The sequence below is a fragment of the Pseudomonas fragariae (ex Marin et al. 2024) genome, from assembly GCF_059621105.1.
Genome location: NZ_CM184369.1, coordinates 2,966,481 through 2,982,923, shown reverse-complemented (window position 1 = coordinate 2,982,923; position 16,443 = coordinate 2,966,481). Strand labels below are relative to the sequence as shown.

9 protein-coding genes are annotated in these 16,443 nt (G+C 59.9%); 4 read left to right on the top strand and 5 right to left on the bottom strand.

The annotated features are described in order from the left end of the window. Positions 1–122: 122 nt before the first annotated feature. Complete coding sequence (locus tag AC54XV_RS13235) at positions 123–1,712, top strand: ABC-F family ATPase (protein WP_024638776.1); 1,590 nt, start codon at positions 123–125, stop codon at positions 1,710–1,712. A gap of 63 nt (positions 1,713–1,775) precedes the next feature. Here the strand turns inward: AC54XV_RS13235 and AC54XV_RS13230 are convergent, their stop codons facing one another. Then, the gene (locus AC54XV_RS13230) at positions 1,776–2,909 is read right to left on the bottom strand and encodes a lactonase family protein (protein ID WP_058398599.1); all 1,134 of its coding nucleotides are present in this window, start codon (positions 2,907–2,909) and stop codon (positions 1,776–1,778) included. 164 nt (positions 2,910–3,073) lie between these two features. Between AC54XV_RS13230 and AC54XV_RS13225 the strand changes: the two genes are divergently transcribed. Together AC54XV_RS13225 and AC54XV_RS13220 are read left to right on the top strand one after the other, a co-directional pair. Continuing rightward, positions 3,074–4,258, top strand: coding sequence for an MFS transporter (locus AC54XV_RS13225; protein ID WP_058398598.1), 1,185 nt, complete (start codon positions 3,074–3,076; stop codon positions 4,256–4,258). Between the two features lie 261 nt (positions 4,259–4,519). After that, a complete protein-coding gene (locus tag AC54XV_RS13220; protein ID WP_496718866.1) occupies positions 4,520–7,288 on the top strand; it encodes an autotransporter family protein in 2,769 nt (922 codons plus the stop codon). A gap of 30 nt (positions 7,289–7,318) precedes the next feature. Here the strand turns inward: AC54XV_RS13220 and glgB are convergent, their stop codons facing one another. Genes glgB through AC54XV_RS13205 form a run of 3 tightly spaced genes read right to left on the bottom strand, consistent with a single transcriptional unit; the run spans position 7,319 to position 14,905 of the window. Beyond that, a complete protein-coding gene (glgB, locus tag AC54XV_RS13215) occupies positions 7,319–9,544 on the bottom strand; it encodes a 1,4-alpha-glucan branching protein GlgB (protein ID WP_032653535.1) in 2,226 nt (741 codons plus the stop codon). Continuing rightward, entirely contained in the window at positions 9,541–12,867 is a 3,327-nt protein-coding gene (gene treS / locus AC54XV_RS13210; protein ID WP_011267720.1) for a maltose alpha-D-glucosyltransferase, read from the bottom strand. The genes glgB and treS overlap by 4 nt, the downstream gene beginning before the upstream one ends. A 19-nt stretch (positions 12,868–12,886) precedes the next feature. Then, positions 12,887–14,905, bottom strand: a complete 2,019-nt coding sequence (locus AC54XV_RS13205) for an alpha-1,4-glucan--maltose-1-phosphate maltosyltransferase (protein WP_024659654.1) — start codon at positions 14,903–14,905, stop codon at positions 12,887–12,889. A 337-nt stretch (positions 14,906–15,242) separates the two neighbouring features. Between AC54XV_RS13205 and AC54XV_RS13200 the strand changes: the two genes are divergently transcribed. Beyond that, positions 15,243–15,575: a hypothetical protein gene (locus AC54XV_RS13200; protein ID WP_011267718.1), complete on the top strand. Its 333-nt coding sequence runs from the start codon at positions 15,243–15,245 to the stop codon at positions 15,573–15,575. A 44-nt stretch (positions 15,576–15,619) separates the two neighbouring features. On the opposite strand, the gene AC54XV_RS13195 is transcribed toward AC54XV_RS13200, so the two are convergent. Further along, on the bottom strand, positions 15,620–16,366 hold the full coding sequence (locus AC54XV_RS13195) for an SDR family oxidoreductase (protein ID WP_011267717.1): 747 nt from the start codon (positions 16,364–16,366) through the stop codon (positions 15,620–15,622). Positions 16,367–16,443 lie beyond the last annotated feature (77 nt).

Here is a 16,443-nt window from a genome sequence, read left to right as displayed (position 1 = left end):
CCGTTGGGTCAGCTCATGCTCGGACGGAGCGGACTGAACAGCCTCGGTGGGGTCCTGAACACCACACCTGCTGACGCCAGCGCTCCCCCGGTTATTGCCCACGTTATTGATAGGTAAAGTAATTGATCTCCACAGCTAACATCACGATGCAGTTCGGCCCCAAACCCTTGTTCGAGAATGTCTCGGTCAAGTTTGGCGCCGGTAACCGTTACGGCCTGATTGGCGCGAACGGCTGCGGCAAGTCCACGTTCATGAAAATCCTCGGTGGCGACCTCGAGCCTTCGGGTGGGCAGGTGATGCTGGAGCCGAACGTGCGTCTGGGTAAGCTGCGCCAGGATCAGTTCGCCTATGAAGAGTTCACCGTGCTCGACACCGTGATCATGGGTCACGAAGAGCTGTGGAAGGTCAAGGCCGAGCGCGACCGCATCTATTCGCTGCCGGAAATGAGTGAAGACGACGGCATGGCCGTTGCCGAGCTGGAAACCGAGTTTGCGGAAATGGACGGTTATACCGCCGAATCCCGCGCCGGTGAACTGCTGCTGGGCCTGGGTATCGGCATCGAACAGCACAACGGTCCGATGAGCGAAGTCTCGCCGGGCTGGAAGCTGCGCGTTCTGCTGGCGCAGGCACTGTTCTCCGATCCGGAAGTGCTGCTGCTCGACGAACCGACCAACCACCTGGACATCAACACCATTCGCTGGCTGGAAAACATCCTGACCCAGCGTAACAGCCTGATGATCATCATCTCCCACGACCGTCACTTCCTGAACAGCGTGTGCACGCACATGGCTGACCTGGATTACGGCGAGTTGCGCCTGTTCCCGGGCAACTATGACGAGTACATGACCGTGGCGACCCAGTCCCGCGAGCAGCTGCTGTCCGACAACGCCAAGAAGAAAGCACAGATTTCCGAACTGCAATCGTTCGTCAGCCGCTTCTCGGCCAACGCCTCGAAAGCCAAGCAGGCCACGTCCCGAGCCAAGGCAATCGACAAGATCCAGCTGGCCGAGGTCAAGCCATCCAGCCGTGTCAGCCCGTTCATTCGTTTCGAGCAGACCAAGAAACTGCACCGCCAGGCAGTCATCGTCGATCGCATGGCCAAAGGCTTCGACGGCAAGACTCTGTTCAAGGACTTCAGCTTCCAGGTCGAAGCCGGCGAACGTGTGGCTATCATCGGCCCGAACGGCATCGGCAAGACCACCCTGTTGCGCACCCTGGTCGACGAGTTGCAACCGGATGCGGGCACGGTCAAGTGGACCGATGCGGCGGAAATCGGCTACTACGCTCAGGATCATGCTCACGATTTCGAGGATGACTCCACCCTGTTCGACTGGATGGGTCAATGGACCCAGGGCGGCGAGCAAATGGTGCGTGGCACCCTGGGCCGCATGCTGTTCTCCAACGACGAGATCCTCAAGTCGGTGAAGGTGATTTCCGGTGGTGAACAGGGCCGCATGCTGTTCGGCAAGCTGATCCTGCAAAAGCCCAACGTGCTGGTGATGGACGAACCGACCAACCACCTCGACATGGAATCCATCGAGTCGTTGAACCTGGCGCTGGAAAACTATCCAGGCACACTGATTTTCGTCAGTCACGACCGCGAGTTCGTGTCCTCGCTGGCAACCCGCATCATCGAACTCAGCCCAAGTGGCGTGGTCGATTTCAGCGGCACCTATGACGACTACCTGCGCAGCCAGGGCGTTACGTTCTAAGCCTGCCAGCCCGCAACAGCAAAAAGCCCTGTCATATGACAGGGCTTTTTAGTTTCAGCGCGCTTATTCGCTCGACTGGCTGAGCATTTCAATCCACAGCGCACCCTTGCCCGAGGGCGCTTCGCCGACCCGTTGCAAGGCACCCTTCTCGCCTATGGCGTAACTGCCCACCTTGTCGCTTTTCTCGCCACAGACCAACAACCAGCGCCCATTGGGTGACACCGCGATGTTGCGGGGCTGCTTTTCCTGAACGGGGTAATTTTCAACGAACGTCACGTTGCCATTGGCGGGCTCAACCTTGAACACCGACACGCTGCTGGTGGTGCGTTCACTGATGAACAGCCATTTGCCGTTCGGCGCGATACGAATGTCCGCAGCCCAGATACGCGGCGTCGGATCATCCTTCAGATCATTGTTGCGCGCATCACGGGCTTGTCCCGGCGCCAGGTTCAAGCGCTTGGGAATGCCGTCTGCCTGACTGGTCTGCTTCAACGCACCGGTTTTCTGATTGATCGCGAAGGCAGTGACGGTGCCACTCATTTCACCGACGACATACAGAAACTTGCCGTCGGACGAAAAGGCCAGGTGGCGCGGGCCGGTATTGTCGGGAACGGCGACATAGCCCTCGCCGATGGGGACGAGCTTTCCGTCCTTGGGCTCCAGTCGGTATTGCAGCACACGATCGACGCCCAGGTTGCCAGCGTACACAAACCGGTTGCTCGGATCGGTGCGCACCGAATGCGCGTGCATGCCGGTCTTGTAAGTCTGAATGCTGTCGCTCGGGCGGTGCTGCGTGTCGATGGGCTGGACGCTGAGCAAGTCGGCACCATAGGACGCGCCGAACAGGAAGCGTCCGCTGCGATCGGTAGACAGGTAGGCCAGACTCTCGGCCAGCGGTGCCTGACTCAGCGGCTTGAGGTGCCCCGTTCCAGGTTCGATGCTGAAACTCAGCACTTGATACGGTTTGGCGCGCAACGCCGCGAATAACGCTTTGCCATCCGGCGTGATGGCCATCGGATTGACCTGATCACCCGCCCTGGTTTGCTCGACCAGGCTGAGCGCCCCGCTCTGCTCATCGAGACGGTATTGAGAGATGAGCCCATCGGTAGGGCTGGAGATATAGGCGAAGGTGGCTGCCTGGGCGCTCAGGCCGAATGAACAACCGACTGCAGCGGCCAGCAACAGAATATTTTTCATGAACAACCTTTTTATTATTGTGATGTGATCAGTCATCCTATGAGCATATCTTCACAACGGCAACTGCCTGATAACCAACCCGCATAATACCGTTAGCCTGCTTTCATTTATCCACGACGCAGGCCATGATGAGGCACTCCCACCGCCCGCCAGCGAAGAGCCCAATGCCTGCCGCACACCCCGGTTCCATGACGATTACCCTGCAGATCGTCTCCATCGTCTTCTACACGTTCATCGCCTTCCTGTGTATCGGACTGCCTATTGCGGTATTGCCCGGCTACGTTCATGACCAGTTGGGTTTCAGCCCGCTGATTGCCGGCCTGACCATCGCCTCGCAATACCTCGCCACCCTGCTCAGCCGGCCCTTCGCCGGCCGCGCGACAGACACGCTGGGCAGCAAGCGTTCCATCGTGTTCGGGCTCTGGGGCATCGTCATCAGCGGCAGCATGACCTTGCTGGCCACACTGCTGCACGAATTTGCCACGCTGAGCCTGTCGATTCTCATCGTTGCCCGGCTGTTCCTTGGCGTCTCTCAGGGGCTTATCGGGGTAGGCACCATTAATTGGTGCATCGGCAAGGTCGGCACGGAGCATACCGCCCGTTCAATCTCGTGGAACGGCATTGCGTCCTATGGTGCGATTGCCATCGGTGCGCCGCTGGGCGTCGTGGTCATCGATAGCATTGGCTTCAACAGCCTGGGTATTGCCCTGATGGTGATGGCGGGGCTGGCACTGAGGCTGATTCGCGACAAACCATCCGTACCCATCATTGTCGGTGAGCGCCTGCCCTACTGGTCGGTGTTCGGCCGCATCGCACCCTACGGTCTGGGCCTGACGCTCTCGTCGATCGGCTACGGCACACTGACCACCTTCATCACCCTGTTCTATCTGAATCGGGGCTGGGAAGGTGCGGCCTATTGCCTGAGCATGTTTGGTGTGTGCTTTATCCTCGCCCGCCTGCTGTTCATCGGCGCCATCAATCGACTGGGCGGCTACAACGCGGCCATTGTGTGCATGGCGGTAGAAATCTGCGGGCTGTTGATGCTCTGGCTTTCCCCAAGCAGCAGCGTTGCCCTCGCAGGCGCCGCACTGACCGGCGTGGGGCTGTCGCTGGTCTACCCGGCGCTCGGCGTAGAGGCTATCAAGTGCGTGCCCACCCCTAGCCGCGGCGCAGGCCTGAGCGCCTATGCGGTGTTCTTCGATCTGGCACTGGCAATCGCGGGTCCGGTGATGGGCGCAATTGCCTTGGGCCAGGGCTATGACTGGATATTTTTCTACGCCGCCCTGCTATCGGTTTGCGCGCTGGCCCTGACAATCTGGTTGTCGCGGCGCGCCACTCAACTCGGGTGAAGGGTCCTCAACAGTGGCTTTGCTGCATAAGCTTTTCTCCTGTAGTTCCAATAGTTAGCAGATAACGCTTAAATCCTGCCATCGGTCGGTCAACTTCTTGACGCATCCGGCAACGACTTCTTGACTTGATACTGCGAGCCTCGAAACAGGCTTGCAAAGCGATCTTCACCCGCCTTGGTGTGACGCCGCTTTGCGTAGCAGTCTGGCGCTTCGATCCCTCTCGATTGCCTCCCTGCTGCCTGCCTGGACGGGAGTGCTGTCATGAAAATCCGTTGCGTTCATCTGTACCAGACCTGCAATGTGCTGCCCGTGGTAATACTGGCAATCATCCCGTCCTGGGCCGAGGGCGCCTGCAGCCTTTCCTCCCTGGCATCGGCAGGCGTTCAGGTCTGCAACAGCGGCAGCAGCGGGCCGTTTAGCGCGCCGAGCGGTGACCACGTGCTGATCTTTCCGGTCGGCGGAACGGGCACCGTGTCCGGCAATATCCTGTTCGGTCCGGGAATGGACAGCGTGGACATGCAGTCGGGGCGCATTCTGGGCAACGTTACTCAAGGGGCCGGTATCGACCGCTTCACGCTCTCCACGGGCGAGGTCAGCGGCGATCTGAACCAGGGCGATGATCCCGACGATTTTGTCATGGGCGGCGGCACGCTTGGCTCTCTGGCCCAGGGTGACGGACGCGATACCTTTCTCATGACGGGCGGCACCATCACCCGCGCGTTCGAGGATGGCGACGTCGCGGTGATGACCGGTGGCAGCATCGGTCGCGTGGACATGAAGCTGGACAACAATGTATTCGAAATGTCTGGTGGCACTATCATCAACAACCTGGTCACCGGCTTTGGCCGGGACACCATCACCTTGTCGGGTGGCATTGTTGGCGGCAACGTCAGCGTCAGTGGCGGCGACGACCAGATCACCCTCAGTGGCGGCGAGATCCGCGGCGAAGTTCGCACCAGCGTTGGCAATGACACTTTCAACTGGCTGAACGGCGGTTACGCACGCAGCAACGTATTGATGGCCGACGGCAACGATACGGCACGCCTGTACAACCTGAGCGAATACTACCTGAGCGCCAACCCGCTGCTCGACGGCGGCCCTGGCAACGACGCGTTGACCTTCGACGACACCGTATCATCACAGCCGGGTCGCTACGCCAACTGGGAAACGGTCAATGTGAGCAATGGCTCGCAGCTGAATCTGGCCGGCACGCTGGTGCTCGGCGACAGCCTGACTGACACCGGCGTTCTGGACATAGACTCCAGCAGCAGGCTGATCTCGACCTCGGGCAGTGTTGTCCCCTTCAGCGCCGGATCCCTCGCCTCACTGCAGAATGCCGGAACGCTGGATCTAAGCGATGCAGGCCGCTCGCTCACTGGCACATTGACGGTGACCGGCAATTACACCGGCCAGAACGGACGACTGCTGTTGCTCTCGACACTGGGCGATGATGCATCCGCCAGCGACCGACTGGTGGTAGCACAAGGGCGTATCAGTGGGTCTACGCGCATGCTCGTCAGCAACTCGGGTGGGCTGGGCGCCCTGACCCGTGGCAATGGCATCGAAGTGGTAAAAGCCATCAACGGTGCAACCAGCGAAAGCGGCGCCTTTTCGTTGCAAAGTCCGCTGTCTGCAGGCGCTTATCAGTATTACCTGTTCAAGGGCGGCGCTACTGCCGGCTCTGAGAACAGCTGGTTTCTGCGCTCTGCGGTGATTGCCCCGCCAACGCCAGCGCCGCCCCCTGTCGAGCCCGCCCCGGAACCTGCACAGCCAACGCCGCTGCCCGCACCTGCTCCTGAGCCTGAACCAGAACCAGAACCAGAACCAGAACCAGAACCAGAACCTGTTCCTGTTCCTGTTCCTGAGCCGACACCGACACCGACACCGACACCGACACCACAGCCTGTGCCTGCTCCAGAACCTGCACCAACACCGCAACCTGTACCTGCCCCACCTCCAGACCCTGAGCCTGAGCCGAACAGCCCGCCCCCTGTCACGCCAGCAGCCACACTGCCGGTGCCTGCCATTGGAACCCCGCCGCTGCCGGAACCCGTTCGCGGAGCCGCACCCATCGCGCTGTACCGGCCCGAGGTCGCCAACTACTCCGTGGTGGCTCCCACCGCTGCGGTCCTGGCCCTGAGCTCACTGGGCACCTTTCATGAGCGTCAGGGGGATCAAGCCTTGCTGACCCAAAACGGCACGACGTCGGCAGGTTGGGCACGCGTGTTCGGCAGTGACTTCAGGCAACGCTGGTCGGGCGACGTGAGTCCTGGCCTGGACGCTTCATTCAAGGGTTATCAGATAGGCCATGACCTGTATGCCTGGCAACAGAACGGTGGGCAGACTCAGCGTGTCGGCCTGTTCGTCGCGCATAACCGTCTGGACGGCAGAGTGAAGGGTTTTGCAGAAGGTTTCAGCGACTACGAAACAGGGCGTCTGAAACTGCAGGGCGAGAGCCTGGGCGCCTACTGGACGCTGACCACGCCGAGTGGCGGATATGTCGACGCAGTGGCGATGGGCACCCGCCTGGACGGTCGCAGCCGTTCTGTCAGAGGCGTAGGCGTCGATACTGAGGGCCGCGTCATCAGCCTGTCTGTCGAGGCAGGTTACCCGCTGCCGCTCTCACAGCGCTGGGTTGCAGAGCCTCAGGTACAGATCATCTACCAACGCGTTGACCTGCAGGACCAGCATGACGGCATTGCCCATCTGAGGTTCGATAGCCAGGCTTACACCACAGGGCGAATCGGCCTGCGCTTCAAGGGACACTATCAAGTGAGCGGCGTACCGTTAGAGCCTTATCTGCGCGCCAACCTCTGGCACACCAAAGACGGCCATGACACGCTGACCTTTGATCACGCAGAGCAGATAAGAACAGCGCACCGATCAACGACGGGCAGTATTGGCGCAGGGATGGTAGCCACATTGAGCAGCAGCGCCAGTCTGCACTGGAGCGCTGATTATCTCAGTGATCTGGACGACGACGGAGCGCAGGGAGTGAACACCAGCCTGGGGTTCAGGCTGGTGTGGTAATGCGATCGTTGGCGCGGGGACGCGCCTTGATCAGTGTTTCTTCGGTTTGAGGATCAGCACCGCGAGGGGTGGCAGATTCAGCACCAGCGAATCCTCCATCCCATGCGCCGGCTCGGCTTCGGTCATGACCTCGCCACCATTGCCAAAGTTGGAGCCCGCGTAGGTTTCCGCGTCACTGTTGAGCAGCTCCGTCCAGGCACCTCGCATCGGCGCGCCAAGACGGTAGTCCAGGCGCGGCACCGGGGTCATGTTGGCGACCACCAGCAGCGGTTCGCCGTCGTTGCTCCAGCGCAGGTACGCAAACACGCTGTTGGCACTGTCATCGCCGACCAGCCACTGGAAGCCGGCAGGGTCTGCATCGCGCTCGTGCAGCGCCTTTTCCTCGCGATAGAGGCGGTTCAGGTCGCCGACAAGGTTCTTCACGCCCACGTGCTCGGCGTATTGCATCAAGTACCAGTCCAGTTCCCTGTCGTGATTCCACTCGCGCCATTGGCCGAATTCGCAGCCCATGAACAGCAGCTTCTTGCCGGGATGCGTCCACATGAATGACAGATAGGCGCGCAGGTTGGCGAATTTCTGCCAGCGATCGCCTGGCATCTTGTCGATCAGCGAATGTTTGCCGTGCACCACTTCGTCGTGGGAAATAGGCAGTACGAAACGCTCGGACCACGCATACACCAGGCTGAAGCTCAGCTTGCCATGGTGATGCCCGCGGTTGATCGGGTCCTCTTCCATGTACTGCAGCGAGTCATGCATCCAGCCCATGTTCCACTTGTAATTGAAGCCAAGCCCGCCCTGCTGGGTCGGCTCGCTGACACCCGGCCAGGCGGTCGACTCTTCGGCAATCACCATGGTCCCAGGGGCTTCCAGTGCAACCACGTCGTTCAAATGACGCAGGAAGTCGATGGCCTCGAGGTTTTCGCGACCGCCGAAGCGATTCGTCACCCATTCGCCAGCATTACGCGAATAGTCGCGATACAGCATCGACGCCACCGCATCCACGCGCAGACCGTCGATGTGGTAATGCTTGAGCCAGTGCAGTGCCGAGGCCAGCATGAAACCATGAACCTCGGTGCGTCCCAGGTTGTAGATCAGGGTGTTCCAGTCCTGATGGAAGCCTTCCTTCGGGTCCGCGTACTCATACAGGCAAGTACCGTCGAACTGCGCCAGACCATGGGTATCGGTCGGAAAATGCGCTGGAACCCAGTCAAGAATGACGCCGATTTCAGCCCGGTGACAGGCATCGACGAAGAAGGCGAAATCTTCCGGCGAACCGTAACGGGCAGTTGGCGCGAACTGGGCCAGCAACTGATAGCCCCATGAACCACCGAATGGGTGTTCCATGATCGGCATCAGTTCGATGTGCGTGAAGCCAAGTTCCTTGACGTAAGGAATCAGGCGATCAGCCAGTTCACGCCAGTTGTACTGCCGCCATTGATTGTCTTCGACCTGCTCCATTTGCCAGGAGCCTGCGTGCAACTCGTAGATCGACAGCGGTGCAGTGACTTCGTGGCGCCCTGCCCTCGACTGCAGCCACTCCTGGTCATTCCATTCGAATTGCAATGGCGCAGCGATCTTCGACGCGGTATCGGGCGGCAATGTTGTGGACAAGGCCATCGGATCGCTTTTCAACGGCAGAATCCCGTTAGCACCGAGAATCTCGTACTTATAGACCTCGCCGGGCTGCAGACGCGGGACGAAAATCTCCCATACGCCGGTCGGGTGGCGCATGCGCATCGGATGGCGCCGGCCATCCCAACTGTTGAAGCTGCCAACCACCGAAACACGACGCGCATTGGGTGCCCAGACCGCAAAACGCACACCGTCCACGCCATCGACGCTGGTGACTTGCGCGCCCAGACAGCTGCTCAGGTCGCGATGATTACCCTCGGCAAACAGGTAAAGGTCCATCTCGCCCAGCAGCGGGCCAAAGCTGTAAGGGTCTTCGGTGATCTGTTCACCGCCAGCCCAATTGATTTTCAGCAGGTAAGGCTGCGGGTGTTCGAGGTGGCCGACGAAAAACCCCGGCACTTCGCTCATTTCCATCTCGCCCAGTTCACGACCGTCATCCCTGGCCAGCAGGCGGACACTCAAGGCTGCGGGCAGATAGGCGCGAACGAACTGCCCGCTGCCGCCATCGCCATGCGGGCCGAGGATAGAGAACGGGTCACGGTGTTCAGCACGGATCAGCGCGTCGAGGTCCACAGCAGCGGGAATCGCGCGGCGGCGCGTGCCGGTTTTGTCAGGCGCATTCATATTGACTCTCCATCAGACGGTTGCAGCAACCCACGCAAGCCTTGCAAGGGAACGGCCAGCCAGGCTGGACGGTTCTCGGCTTCGTAGATCACTTCATAAGCAGCTTTTTCAAGGGTGAACAGCTCGAGTGCAGCGTCCTCCCCTTTCGCATCTTTCCAGGCATGGGCAATGCCGGTGGTCGCCGAGCGATAACCCTCGATAAAGGTTTCTCGCGCCTGCGCCAGGTAGGTATCGGCAACACGTTTGCGCGCGCCGGCTGCCTCGGGAGACGTGTCGACGCTTTGCGCACTGCGTACAGCCATGGCCGCAGCGTAGTCAAAGGACCGCAGGACACCGCTGACATCCTTGAACGGGCTGTGCTTGGCACGGCGCTCTTCAAGTGCGCGGGCCGGTTCACCCTCGAAATCGATCAGGTAGGCATCACCCTTGACCACCAGTACTTGCCCCAGATGCAGATCGCCATGCACACGAATGCGCAGGCCACCGGCGGAGCGCTTGGCCAGGCCTTCGACGCGCTGGCGGATCTGCTTGCGCTGCGCGAGCAGATCGTTGACCAGTTGCTGATCGTCCTTGTCCAGCTCGCCGATGCGCTGTTCCAGCAGCTGCAAGGCGCGCTCGAGCTGAGCGTTGACGCTGACCCCGGAGGCCTTGCTGTCCTGGCTGCTGGTGACTTCGACGGCAAAATCCGCATTGTCGGTGGGCGACGCGAGAATCTGGTGCATCTCACCCAGACGCTGGCCAAGACTGCGCGAGAAGTCCGCGAGTTCGAGCAGCGCGTTGTAATGCTGTTCCTGACCGGAAACACCATGTGCCAGCTCGTCACGTACCGCACGCTCGAGATTGTTCTGGGTCCACTCCCACGCATCGCCCTGGTTGCTCAGATAGCCCTGAGCGATCATCAGCAGGTTGGGCTGACCGTCCTTGCCGACGCGTACCAGAGAGCCCAGCAGCGGCGAAATGTTCTTGAAGCCGGCACGGGTCAGGAACGCGCCCATTTCCAGCTCTGGGTGCGTCCCGGCACTGACTTTGCGAATCAGCTTGAGCACCAGGCTGCTGCCGACCACCACCGAACTGTTCGATTGCTCGGCAGACAGGTAGCGCACTTCCGACTCGGCGTTCAGGCCGAGGGGTGCCAGCTGCGAACTTTGCTCGAAACGCAACTCGCCGTCGGCACAGGGTATGACCGTATCCGACTGCATGCCCTGAATCACTGCGCGGATGAAGGTTTCCAGGGTAAATGCATCCGTGATCAGCCCGACATCGCGGTTGCGACGCACTCGGGCGAGCGCCAGTTGCTGCGGCAGTGCACTGCTGATGTCGTCTTCGGCGAGCAAGCCGAACGGCAATTGATAGCGATCGGTCTGTCCGCCTGCGGTGACTTCTATTTCGCTGAGCAGCACCGGATTCGCTTCTTCGCCGAAGCGCACGGCGTAGGCAATGCTGACCTTCTCGATCGCCTTGTCCTTGCCCGCGAACCAGCGCCGTTTGGGCAGGTAGACCGCCAGCGAGGTGTTTTCCATGGTGCTGCGCAGTGGCTCTTCGAGCAACTCTTCCAGACGCTTCTTGAGCACCAGAGTCGGGAAGTCCGGCATGCTCTGCGCGGGTTCAACGTGCCAACTGGGCATTTGATTCTCCGAAGCCAGTAAAAACCAGTAAAAGCCGTATGGCGGCAGCGTCAGCAGGTAGCTCAACTGGCCGATGGGCGGGAATGCGCTGCCGCCGAGCATTTCCACCGGCACCGTGCCTGCATAGGCAGACAGCTCAAGCTCTGCAGCCTGAGCGGCGCTGGAAACGTTGGCGACACACAACACCACTTCACTGTGTCCGTCAGGTGCTGTGTATTCGCGGGTATACGCCAGAATGCGGCGGTTCGACGGCGAGAGCATTTTCAGCGTGCCACGCCCGAATGCCTTCTGCTGTTTGCGCACGGCGAGCATGCGACGGTTCCAGTTCAGCAGCGAATGCGGGTCACGCTCCTGGATTTCGACGTTGACCGACTGGAAGCCGTACATCGGGTCCATGATCGGTGGCAACACCAGGCTGGCCGGGTCGGCGCGCGAAAAACCGCCGTTGCGGTCGATGGACCATTGCATCGGTGTGCGCACACCGTCCCGGTCGCCCAGGTAGATGTTATCGCCCATGCCGATCTCGTCGCCGTAATACAGCGTCGGTGTGCCGGGCATCGACAACAGCATGCTGTTGAGCAACTCGACCCGGCGACGGTCGCGATCCACCAAAGGCGCCAGGCGCCGACGGATGCCCAGGTTGATCCGTGCACGGCGGTCGGCCGCGTAGTAATTCCACAGGTAATCACGCTCACGATCGGTGACCATTTCCAGGGTCAGTTCATCGTGGTTGCGCAGGAAAATCGCCCATTGGCAGTTTTCCGGGATCTCCGGCGTCTGCCGCAAGATATCGGTGATCGGAAAACGATCTTCCTGGGCCAGCGCCATGTACATGCGTGGCATCAACGGAAAGTGAAAGGCCATGTGGCATTCATCGCCGTCCGGGCCTTTGCTGTCACCAAAATACAGCTGGGTGTCTTCTGGCCATTGATTGGCCTCGGCCAGCAGCATGCGGTCCGGATAGTTCGCGTCGATCTCGGCACGGATGCGCTTGAGCACCTGATGGGTTTCCGGCAGGTTCTCGTTGTTGGTCCCGTCCCGCTCGATGAGGTACGGAATGGCATCCAGACGCAAGCCGTCGATGCCCAGATCCAGCCAGAAGCGCATGACTTCCAGAACCGCATCCAGCACGTGCGGATTGTCGAAATTCAGATCCGGCTGGTGCGAGTAGAAACGGTGCCAGAAGTACTGGCCGGCAACCGGGTCCCAAGTCCAGTTGGACGTCTCGGTATCGAGAAAGATGATCCGCGTACCGTCGTACTTCTGATCGGTGTCCGACCACACATAGAAGTCCCGCGCCTTGGAACCGGGCTTGGCATTGCGGGCTTTCTGGAACCAGGGATGCTGGTCGGAAGTATGATTGATGACCAGCTCGCTGATCACTCGCAGGCCGCGCTTGTGTGCCTGGGCGATGAAACGCTTGGCATCGGCCATGGTGCCGTAGTCGCTGTGCACATCCCGGTATTCGGAAATGTCGTAGCCATCGTCCCGGCGTGGCGACGGATAAAACGGCAACAACCAGATGGTGTTGACGCCCAGCGCGGCAATGTAGTCGAGCTTTTCGATCAAGCCCGCGAAATCGCCGATTCCGTCGTTATTGGAATCAAAGAACGATTTCACGTGAACCTGATAAATCACCGCATCCTTGTACCAGAGCGGGTCTTTGATAAATGTCGCGTCACCGGGCTTTTTGGCCATTATTGACTCCTCGGGAGTGTTATTGCGCAGCCTGGATACGCCAGATTCCAAACGGTTGGGATGGATCGAGACGCGTGTGCTGATACTTGCCGTACCAGGTCCAGCGGTGCCCGGTCATCAGGTCTTCACCCGACGTAGCGGCGTCATCCGGCAGGCCCATTTCCCACAGCGGCAACTCGAAATCCGCTTCCTGTGCGTTGTACGGGTCGAGGTTGACGGCAACCAGAATGAAGTTGCTGCCGTCCGCCGAGCGCTTGCCGAAGTACAGAATGTTGTCGTTCCACGCGTTGTACAGCTTCAGACCCAAGTGGGTTTGCAACGCAGGGTTCTGCCGACGAATGCGGTTGAGCTGCGCGATCTCGGCAATGATGTTGCCCGGTGCCGCGTAATCGCGAACCCGAATCTGGTACTTCTCCGAGTCCAGATACTCTTCCTTGCCGGGAATAGGGGCCGCTTCGCACAGCTCGAACCCGGAATACATACCCCACAGCCCGGAACCCATGGTGGCCAGTGCCGCCCGGATCAGAAACCCGGGACGACCGGACTCATGCAGGAAGCGCGGGTTGATGTCGGGCGTGTTGACGAAGAAATTCGGACGATAACAGTCGCGCCAAGGCACTTCGTTGAGCTGGGTGAAGTACTCGGACAGCTCCGCCTTGGTGTTGCGCCAGGTGAAATAGGTGTAACTCTGGCTGTAACCGACCTTGCCCAGGCGCGCCATCATTGCCGGCTTGGTAAAGGCTTCGGCCAGGAACATCACCTCGGGGTGCTGACTGCGCACTTCGCCGATCATCCACTGCCAGAACGGCAGCGGTTTGGTGTGCGGGTTGTCGACGCGGAAGATTTTCACGCCCTCGTTGACCCAGCCCAGAACGATGTCGCGCAACTCCGTCCACAGGCCGGGGATGGCGTCTGGTGCGTAGAAATCGACGTTGACGATGTCCTGATACTTCTTCGGCGGGTTTTCCGCATAACGGATCGTGCCGTCCGGACGCCACGAGAACCAGCCCGGATGCTGCTTGAGCCACGGGTGATCCTGGGAACACTGGATGGCGAAATCCAGCGCGATTTCCAGGCCATGCTCGGCTGCGGCTTTTACCAGATGACGGAAATCTTCACGACTGCCCAGCTGCGGGTGGATGGCTTCATGGCCACCATCCTCGCTGCCGATCGCATACGGGCTGCCCGGATCATCAGGGCCAGCGGTCAGGGAATTGTTCGGGCCCTTGCGGTGGGCACGGCCGATAGGATGAATCGGCGGGAAATACAACACGTCGAAGCCCATGTCGCGAATGATCGGCAGACGCGAATGGACGTCGTTGAACGTGCCGTGGCGCGCCGGATCGTCGGTCATCGAACGGGGAAACAGCTCGTACCAGCTGGCAAACTGCGCCAGCTCACGCTCGACATCCAGCGGGAACTCGACGCTGCGGCTCAGGAAGGCCTGATTATCGGCCAGCTTCATCAGGCTGGCGGTTTCGCTGTGCAACAGCAGCGCGACTTTCTCGTCTTTATCGCCCTGTTCAAGCTGGCCCAGCAGGCCTTCGATCTGCTGGCGCTGCTCGTTCTGGCTGCGCTCGGCGGCGTGCACCAGATGAATGCGGCCCTCTTCCAGCTCCAGATCGACAGGAACGCCGGCGCCGAACTTCTTCTCCAGCTCATAACGATAGCTGCCGAACTGATCGATCCAGGCTTCGAGGCGAAACACATGGAGGCTGACCGAGGTCGGGGTGAATTCACCGACCCAGCTGTCATTGCCCAGCTCGCGCATTGGCGCGCTGTGCCAGTGCTCTTCATCGGCAGCACGCCAGCGGATATTGACCGCCATCTTGTCGTGCCCATCGGCATAGACCTTGCTGGTCACGGTAACCGGTTGCCCGATGATCGCCTTGGCCGCGAACAAGCCACCATCGATTACCGGCAACGTGTCTTCGATCACGATGCGGGGTAATTGCAGCGCCTGGGTCAGTGACAGCGGAAGGGTTGCTTGCGGGACATCGGTGGCCAGGGAATCCGGACCGTATGGCTGTTCATTCATCGAGCATCACTCCTCACGCCCCAGGGACGCTCCTGTGCATTCCATGCAATGGAAAAATTGACGGTATGGCAGCGTACGATCGCACTGTGCTGGCGACTCATCTATTTCCGCTGACTAGGTTCCGAGCGGTCAACGAGGGTAAAGTTCAAAGGTTTTGAGGATGTTTGGTGGTCGTGGGTGGGCATTAGCCAATGGAAATATTTAAAGAGAATGCGTGCTCTGATTCCCGAATCCCCGTAGGAGGAGTCGTTTACCAAGCCTTCAGCCATCGATAGCAAAGGCATTGCAGCACACTTAATCAGAAGCTTGTGTCAGCGCATCCAAAAAGAGACGCTCCATGATTCTGAAACCTTGCAACTACGAGTTATTGAATTTCGACGTGCACCGAAGAGAAGACGTGAATATAGCGTTCCACGACGACTTTTTATCTCCGGATGAGGTTGAAGCAAATCAATTGAATCATCGGCCACGCCGGGCGGTCGTAAACAGGGTCGACAAGGAGGCTGCAACCATGACCTTACCCAACCCTGTAGAAGTACCCGATCCGAACATCGATGACCCCGCCCTGCCCGAGCCAGTGCCCGAGCAGGAGCCGCCGCCATCCACGCCGCCGCCCAATGAAACGCCAGTCGGCGATCCGCCAGCCAATGCGCCGCCCGTCACGGTGTGACCAGTAAGCAGGATCTGAAGGCGTCTGCCCGAGTATGGACGCCTTTAGCGCCCTCCCGCCACATCGATGAATGTTCCCGTGGCATAAGACGCATTGTCCGACAGCAACCAGAGAATGGCTTCGGCCACTTCCTCGGCGGTACCGCCACGGCCCATGGGCAATGCCCCCTCAAGCTTGCTGACGCGGAACGGATCGCCGCTCAGGGCGTGAAAGTCGGTGAAGATGAACCCCGGACGTACCGCGTTGACGCGAACGTTTTCCGCCGCGACCTCTTTGGAGAGCCCGATGGTGAAGGTGTCCAGCGCTCCTTTGGATGCTGCATAGTCGACGTACTCGCCTGCCGAGCCCAGGCGTGCCGCGAGTGACGATACGTTGACGATGCTGCCGCCTTGCCCCCCGTGTGCCGGCAACATGCGCAACAAGGCATGTTTGCTGCACAGCATCGGGCCGACGACGTTGTTCATCATCATCTTCAACAGGCGAAATTCCGACATGTCCTCGACTCTGGAAGCCTGCGCCAGGGTGCCCGCATTATTGACCAGATGGGTAACCCGGCCGAGTTCGGAGTCGACCCTGGCAAACAGCCGCATGATCTCGTCTTCGTTGCTGACATCGGCCTGCACGGTGATCGCCCTGGCGCCCATTGCCCTCACCTGGCCTGCGGTCTTTTCGGCAGCGGCATGATCCGACAGGTAGTTGATGCAGATCCGATAACCCTGTGAAGCGGCCAGACGCGCTGTAGCAGCGCCGATCCCGCGCGAACCACCGGTGATAATGAGGACTTTTTCCATGGAGTGTCTCGTTTTTTTCAAAGGCCTACATCAGGATCCAGCCAACCTTCGCAGGTTAACCAGCCGGTTCGGATCGT

Excerpts from the sequence above, each read along its gene's own strand:
- AC54XV_RS13230 (WP_058398599.1), bottom strand. The coding sequence starts at position 2,909 with ATGAAAAATATTCTGTTGCTGGCCGCTGCAGTCGGTTGTTCATTCGGC.
- AC54XV_RS13225 (WP_058398598.1), top strand. The coding sequence starts at position 3,074 with ATGCCTGCCGCACACCCCGGTTCCATGACGATTACCCTGCAGATCGTC.
- AC54XV_RS13220 (WP_496718866.1), top strand. The coding sequence starts at position 4,520 with ATGAAAATCCGTTGCGTTCATCTGTACCAGACCTGCAATGTGCTGCCC.
- glgB (WP_032653535.1), bottom strand. The coding sequence starts at position 9,544 with ATGAATGCGCCTGACAAAACCGGCACGCGCCGCCGCGCGATTCCCGCT.
- treS (WP_011267720.1), bottom strand. The coding sequence starts at position 12,867 with ATGGCCAAAAAGCCCGGTGACGCGACATTTATCAAAGACCCGCTCTGG.
- AC54XV_RS13205 (WP_024659654.1), bottom strand. The coding sequence starts at position 14,905 with ATGAATGAACAGCCATACGGTCCGGATTCCCTGGCCACCGATGTCCCG.
- AC54XV_RS13200 (WP_011267718.1), top strand. The coding sequence starts at position 15,243 with ATGATTCTGAAACCTTGCAACTACGAGTTATTGAATTTCGACGTGCAC.
- AC54XV_RS13195 (WP_011267717.1), bottom strand. The coding sequence starts at position 16,366 with ATGGAAAAAGTCCTCATTATCACCGGTGGTTCGCGCGGGATCGGCGCT.